This window comes from Candidatus Cloacimonadota bacterium, from assembly GCA_011372345.1.
Lineage (GTDB): Bacteria > Cloacimonadota > Cloacimonadia > Cloacimonadales > TCS61 > DRTC01.
In genome coordinates this window covers 1-3,875 of sequence record DRTC01000068.1, presented here as the reverse complement: position 1 = coordinate 3,875, position 3,875 = coordinate 1, and the positions used below count along the sequence as shown (strand labels likewise).

General features: G+C 35.6%; 5 protein-coding genes. All 5 read right to left on the bottom strand.

What is annotated here, in order from left to right; translation table 11 throughout:
- A partial coding sequence (locus ENL20_01270) for a hypothetical protein (GenBank protein HHE37187.1) occupies window positions 1-720 on the bottom strand: 720 nt, incomplete at its 3' end.
- Between the two features lie 10 nt (window positions 721-730).
- Complete coding sequence (locus ENL20_01265) at window positions 731-1,342, bottom strand: NYN domain-containing protein (GenBank protein ID HHE37186.1); 612 nt, start codon at window positions 1,340-1,342, stop codon at window positions 731-733.
- Between the two features lie 113 nt (window positions 1,343-1,455).
- The gene (gene dprA / locus ENL20_01260) at window positions 1,456-2,535 is read right to left on the bottom strand and encodes a DNA-protecting protein DprA (protein ID HHE37185.1); all 1,080 of its coding nucleotides are present in this window, start codon (window positions 2,533-2,535) and stop codon (window positions 1,456-1,458) included.
- A 100-nt stretch (window positions 2,536-2,635) separates the two neighbouring features.
- On the bottom strand, window positions 2,636-3,643 hold the full coding sequence (gene obgE, locus ENL20_01255; GenBank protein ID HHE37184.1) for a GTPase ObgE: 1,008 nt from the start codon (window positions 3,641-3,643) through the stop codon (window positions 2,636-2,638).
- A gap of 28 nt (window positions 3,644-3,671) precedes the next feature.
- Window positions 3,672-3,875, bottom strand: a 204-nt coding sequence (locus tag ENL20_01250; protein HHE37183.1) for a T9SS type A sorting domain-containing protein, incomplete at its 5' end; no start/stop codon positions are given.

Sequence of the window (3,875 nt, the reverse complement as noted above, 5' to 3'; positions counted from 1 at the left end):
ATGTCTTTTTATGGTTAAGTAAAAAATGATTTTTGTGATAAGTCCGTAAACTCGCTGGCTGGCAATTAACCTGTAAAAATCTTCATCGTTTGGATAAGCAATACATTGTTCAGAAACAAACTTATTAATTATGCCTTTAAATTCTTTTTGTTTATGGAAAATTCTGATAAACAGCTCGAATAAAGGGATCAGATCATCAACCACATTTCGTAAGAAACGGATGAAATAATGTTTTTCCGGTTTGAATTTTCGGAACTTTCCTTTTTCGGAAAAACTCAATAACTCATCACAAATTCTGGAGATAAATGCTTTTATTTCTGCCTGTTTATCCCCTCTTTTCCAATCTTCGATATTTGTTAATACAGAATGAGGTTCACTATCTTCTAATTTTATTTTATTATCTTTAATCTCATAAACATTTAAAGATTGGAAATCCCAAGTATAAGCAATTTTAACTTTTAATTGAACTGCTTTTTTTCTAAATCTTTCAATATTTTCTATTTTTCCGAACGGAGGTTTTAATTCAATGTAAGAAAATGCTTTATTTGTTTCCCTGTTTTCCCAAATTATCAAATCACCAAAATAAGTTGATTTATCAACTTTAATTCCAGGTTCGCAACTTGCGGATTTAAAAGGATATTTTCCTCTTTTTATCTGCTCGTTGAACCATTGAGAAACTTTGCTCGCTAATTCTCGTTCGTTGGTTTTGATGTTTGTCATTTAATATTTTCTACCATTCTTTCGGTTTAAAGATTTTTGTATTTGGAATCGGATTGGGTAGTTGACTTTTTATTAAAATGTTCTTTCTAATTCGTTTAATAAATGTAGCATACTTCAGTAGAGAATGGGATACTATTGCTTTACCGGGTGTAGCCAAACCAATAGGAAGATTGAGATCTTCTCCGACAATTCTCATTGCTTCGGTTAAATCGCCATCGTTGGATACTACAACAGCACATTCATATTCTTTCTTCCATGCATCATTAACTAAATGAACTGCTAAATTTACATCTGTGCATTTCTCTTCCGTTTTATAGACTTCTATTTTTTTGCGAGGATCATCCGCCAGCGGCATCATTACTTTGTGTGTCTGAAAATAGCCCTTAATTATTTCTATTTCCTGAATATGTTTTTTTAAAGCTTTTAGATAGGATTCTTGTCTTACTGGTTGCTGTTTGTCGTATTTTCCCGAAACATTGGCAGTGAAATATTTGATCTTCAGAATTTCATTCTTGGGTAAGAGTTTATTGAACAATGCTTTGAAATCCAACCATTTGTAATTTGTATTTTTCAAAGCAAGATAAAAAAAATTAAAACCATCAATATAAATGTAAGTTTTCATATTATAAAAAGCTAAGGTTGCCTTTCGGCAACCTTGCGGCCAAGAGAAATTCTCTTGGTGTTGTAAAATCTGTAGATAAATTATTTTGTATTCTTTTCATGTCAAATAAAATTTCAATACATCGGCATAATTTTATTCCCGGGAATTTTCTTTACCATATTTTTCAATTCGAGAGACAGCAGGATCGTGGATAATTCTCCAACGGATAAACCGGTTCTCAAGATCAAAGTATCGAAAAGGATTTCCGGTTTGTTCTGAATAAGAATTTGATAGAGTTTATCTTCCTTTCCCGAAAGTTTGGGAAGCGGTTTTTCAGCTTGCTCCAGAATTAAATCATATTCTTCTAAAATATCATTAGCAGAACAGACTATCTTTGCTCCCAGCTTTATTAAATAATTCGGTCCGGCAGATTGTTCTTTGTTTATGTCTCCGGGAAGAGCAAATACATCGCGATTCTGATCCAAAGCAAATTTTGCTGTCAGTAATGCTCCGCTTTTTTTCGAACCTTCGATGATCAAACTGCCCAAACTTAAGCCGCTGATAATTCGATTCCTGGTAGGAAAATTCCACTTCTCAGCTTGTTGCCCCGGAATGTATTCGGATATCAAGGCTCCTTTTTTGATGATCCTTTCAGCAATTTCCCGGTTTCTTGCGGGATAGATTTGGTCACAACCTGTTCCCATGACAGCGATTGTTCTACCATTATTTTCCAGAGCAGAAATATGAGCCAGAGTATCGATTCCATTTGCCAGTCCGCTGATGATCGTAAATCCTGCCTGCACGAGTTTTGCTCCGATCCGTTTGGTCATCAGCATGCCGTAATTTGTCGGCTTTCTGGTGCCGACAATTGCCAGGCTTCTGCGGAAATCTTCTTTTTTCAAAGTTCCGCGATAAAACAGAAAGGAAGGCGGATCAAAAATGTTTTTCAGGATCGAAGGATATTTTTCATCCAGGATTGAAACAAATTTTATCTGGAATTCATCGATCAACTCCGATATTTTATTCCAATCTTCCGGTTCTTCGATCTTTGATAAACAATGTTTAGCATTATCCGAGATGATTTCAACATCATCCAGTTTTTCGGAACCAATGAAATCTTTTGGTTCACCTAATTTATTTGCGAGTTTTATGGCTTTGGCATTACCGATTTCCGGTGTGGAAAGCAACTGCAGCCAGGCTTTAATTTTATTCATTTTTTATTGTAGAACAGAACTTGTTCTGTTTCACTTTATTATGTTTTTTTTATTTATGGTTTCGGAACAATCCGTCTGTAGCCGGACTAAAGGTTCCGAACTACGAATCTCTAACCAAATCAAAAAGAATTCTCTTCAATTCACTTAAATTCTCTCCTGAAACTGAAGAAATGGGAAAAATCTTTTCATGCAGTTTCTGATCAAACTCATCCTTCAATAAAGAAACCAATTCCATTTTATCTTTTTCTTCGATAGAGTCGATTTTTGATAAAGCAATGAAATGCGGTTTTTTATCGAGGTACGGATCATAAAGATGCAGTTCTTTTTTCAAGGTTTGATAATCACTGAAAGGATCGTTGGAATTTATGTCGATCAGAAAAAGTAAAACTTTTGTTCTTTGAATATGTTTCAGGAACTGGATTCCCAATCCTTTTCCTTCGTGAGCTCCTTCGATCAAACCGGGAATATCTGCCATAACGAAAGATTCATATTCACTGACTTTAACAACCCCAAGAGATGGTTCGAGAGTTGTGAATTTATAATCAGCTATTTTAGGATGAGCATCGGAAACAGCACTCAATAAGGTTGATTTTCCTGCATTTGGAAAACCGACCAGGCCGACATCAGCCATTAATTTAAGTACTAATTCCAGTTCAAAATATTCACCGGTCCCACCCGATTTTGCATATCTCGGAGCTTTGTTAGTTGCACTTTTAAAACGGGTATTTCCCCTTCCGCCGAAACCACCTTTTGCAATTACAATTTGCTCGTTATGCTCGGTTAATTCCGCAATTTTATTTCTTTTATTATCGGTTATGTCGTATATTTCCGTTCCCAATGGAAATTGCAGGTAAGTATTTTCTCCGCTGGCTCCGGTTTTATTGCTGCCCATTCCATGCTGACCTCTTTCTGCTTTGAACAATTTCGAATAACGATAAGCGATCAAAGTGTTGACATTTTCATTCCCGACGGCAATAATATGTCCGCCTTTTCCACCATCTCCGCCGTCAGGTCCGCCTTTAGCAACGAACTTCTCCCTGCGGAAACTGACACAACCATCTCCTCCATTTCCGGCTTGAATTTTTATCCTGGCAAAATCTATGAACATAATTAGATATCGATTATCAGCATATTTTTTATCTGATCAAAATCATTTTTCTCATAATTGAACTATTCCCTGTTCTCAATTTCAGAAAATAAATTCCTGACTTTGCCGGTTTTCCGAAATCGTTTTTTCCATTCCAGGTTATGGAAAGCGACTCCGTCGCTTTTGCTTCAAAAGAATTGAAGCACTCCAAAGTTTTCACCTTCTGTCCTTTGATATTATAAATTTCAAGATT

Bases quoted from the DNA above. Each gene is read 5' to 3' on its own strand.
- ENL20_01265 (HHE37186.1), bottom strand. From the start codon at position 1,342: ATGAAAACTTACATTTATATTGATGGTTTTAATTTTTTTTATCTTGCT.
- dprA (HHE37185.1), bottom strand. From the start codon at position 2,535: ATGAATAAAATTAAAGCCTGGCTGCAGTTGCTTTCCACACCGGAAATC.
- obgE (HHE37184.1), bottom strand. From the start codon at position 3,643: ATGTTCATAGATTTTGCCAGGATAAAAATTCAAGCCGGAAATGGAGGA.